Here is a 2,392-nt window from a genome sequence, read left to right on the forward strand (position 1 = left end):
AGTAGTTCGGCTGGGTGTAGCTGGATCCGGCCGGTGCCTTGGTCGACTCCACGCCGGTCGGGCCGGCGTTGCAGAAGTCGGTGGTGTCCGGGTTCGTGCCCGCGGCGTTCAGGGCGTCGTCGGGCTTCGCGGTGTCGAAGTTCGAGCCCGTGTACCAGTTCCACTGGCGGATGTCGCCGTTGCTGCCGTCCGGCTCGTTGTAGTAGTTCGCGTGCGATTCGCCGAAGTGGAAGGTGCCGTCGGCGTCGATGAACGGGCTGGCCGGGGTGTCGTCGGGGTAGTTCCACGTGCTGTTGTCGACCGAGTCCGTGGTGACGGTCGCGGCCGCCGGCTTGGGCGTGGGGGTCGGTGTCGGGGTGGGCGTCGGCGCGATGATCGGATCCGTCGTGTACGCGACGATCTCGGAGGCCGAGGCGTTGTTCGAGCCGTTGACCGCGTCGAGGATCTTGAACTCGACGTAGCGCGCCGACACGGGCTGGGCGAAGGTGACGTACTGGATCTGCGTTCTGCTGGTCGGCTGCGAGAACGTCGCCGTGCCCGCGGGTGCCCAGCCGCTGCTCTTGCCGTCCTTGGCGACGGCCGCGTCGTTCGTCGTGAGCACCTGCACGTCCTTGGCCGGGCCGTTGCCCTGCACCTTGACGGAGTAGCCGAGTCCGGTGAGGGCGTGCTCGGCTCCGATGTCGAACGTGAGGTAGTGCGGCATCGGATCCGGCGTGCCGCCGTTGTAGTTCGACGCCCACTGGGTCGAGTAGTCGCCGTCGAACGCGCCCTTCGCGGTGCCGTCGAGCGAGGGCGGGGCGGGGTAGGGCGCCGACTCGGAGTCGACGTCGAGCAGCGTGTAGCCCGTGTCGGGGATCGCGGCGCCCGCGGGAGGGGCGGCGTCGGCATGCGCCGGGGCGACGGCGCCGAGGGTGAGCGTCGTCGCGGTGATCGCGAGCGCGGCTCCGGCGGCGAGGACGCCCCGTGATCGACGGGGGAGGGACAGGAACTGTGGAGGCATCGGTCTTCCTTGCTGCGTCATCGAGGCGGGGAGAACACGGGCCACGGTACTCGCAAGTTATCGCTAACATCAAGAAATTTCCGGGAATATCGTGATCTGACCTGCGTAGTGAGATATCGCAAACATGGTGCGGCAGGATGGCGAGGACGCACGGTGCGGCGTCACCATGCGGCCCATGCGGCGGCGTCGTGCGGCAGGCCCGCTGCGCGGCGCGATGCCGCGAGGGCGGTCATCGGCGGGGTCGGCTCGCCCGTGGAGTGTGGCGGTCGGTCTCGGGGCGCGTCGGGTGTGGCGGTCGGACTCGGGGCGCGTCGGGTGTGGCGGTCAGCGGCGGGGCGCGGCGGTCGACCGGCGCAGGACGAGCTGCGGTGGGATCGACTCGGCCGGGGGCACGGCGCCGGGGTGCGAGATCGCGTGCAGGAGGTGCTCGACGGCGATGCGGCCCACGTCGATGAACGGCTGCGCGACCGTGGTGAGTGCGGGGGAGCAGAACTCCGCGAGCGGGATGTCGTCGACGCCGACGATCGACACGTCGTCGGGGATCGTCCGGCCGAGCTCCCCGAACGCCCGGGCGAGGCCGAACGCCATCTCGTCGCTCGCGACGAAGACCGCGGTCACCTCGGGGATGCGCGCCAGGATCTGCCCTGCACGATGGCCCGAGGCGGGGGACCAGTCTCCGACGATCTCCGGCGGCGCCTCGCGGCCTGCGTCGGCGAGGGCCTCGCGCCAGCCCTGGGTGCGGCTCGACGCGTCGAGCCATTCCTGCGGGCCTGCGACGTGCCAGACCGTCTCGTGGCCGAGATCCAGCAGGTGGCGGGTCGCGATCCGTCCGACCTCCCGCTGATCGACGGCGACCACCTGGGTCGATGCCGTGCGCGAGCCGTCGATCGTGATGGTCGGCAGTGTGCGGGTCAGCTCGTCGATCGCGCGCGTGGTGGAGATCAGGGGCACGGCGAGCACGATGCCCTCGACGCCCTGGTCGGCGAGGCGCGACATGGCCTGCTCGATCTCGCCCGCATCGAGCGAGGGCGTCGTGACGGAGTTCACGATGTAGCCCGCCTCGGACGCGGTGGTCTCGATGCCGACCGCGACCGCACTGCGCGAGTAGAACCCGGTGCGGAGGGAGACGACCCCGATCGCCCTGCTCCGCCCGGAGGACAGCGCGCGGGCGGCGTTGTTGCGGCGGTAGCCGAGTTGGTCGACGGCGGCGAGCACCTTCGCCCTGGTCTCGGGCTGCACGCTCGGGTTGCCGCTCAGCGTGCGGGAGACCGTCTGCGCCGAGACCCCGGCCAGGCGCGCGACATCGGCCATCCCCGGGATGCGGCGGGGATCCGGCGTCGCTGCGGTCGTCATGGGATCCGATCGTGGTGAGGCGTGCGGGCGTCCGCCCGG

General features: G+C 71.2%; 2 protein-coding genes. Both read right to left on the bottom strand.

Features of this window, described 5'->3' with window-relative positions:
• Nucleotides 1–1,000: discoidin domain-containing protein (locus B7X32_RS20360; RefSeq protein WP_292723930.1), on the bottom strand; the 1,000-nt coding region annotated here is incomplete at its 3' end.
• Nucleotides 1,001–1,324: 324 nt separating this feature from the next.
• Nucleotides 1,325–2,353, bottom strand: a complete 1,029-nt coding sequence (locus B7X32_RS20365; protein ID WP_292723933.1) for a LacI family DNA-binding transcriptional regulator — start codon at nt 2,351–2,353, stop codon at nt 1,325–1,327.
• Nucleotides 2,354–2,392: the final 39 nt, after the last annotated feature.

This window comes from Microbacterium sp. 13-71-7, assembly GCF_002257455.1.
Taxonomy (GTDB): Bacteria; Actinomycetota; Actinomycetes; order Actinomycetales; family Microbacteriaceae; genus Microbacterium.

Bases quoted from the DNA above. Each gene is read 5' to 3' on its own strand.
- B7X32_RS20365 (WP_292723933.1), bottom strand. From the start codon at position 2,353: ATGACGACCGCAGCGACGCCGGATCCCCGCCGCATCCCGGGGATGGCC.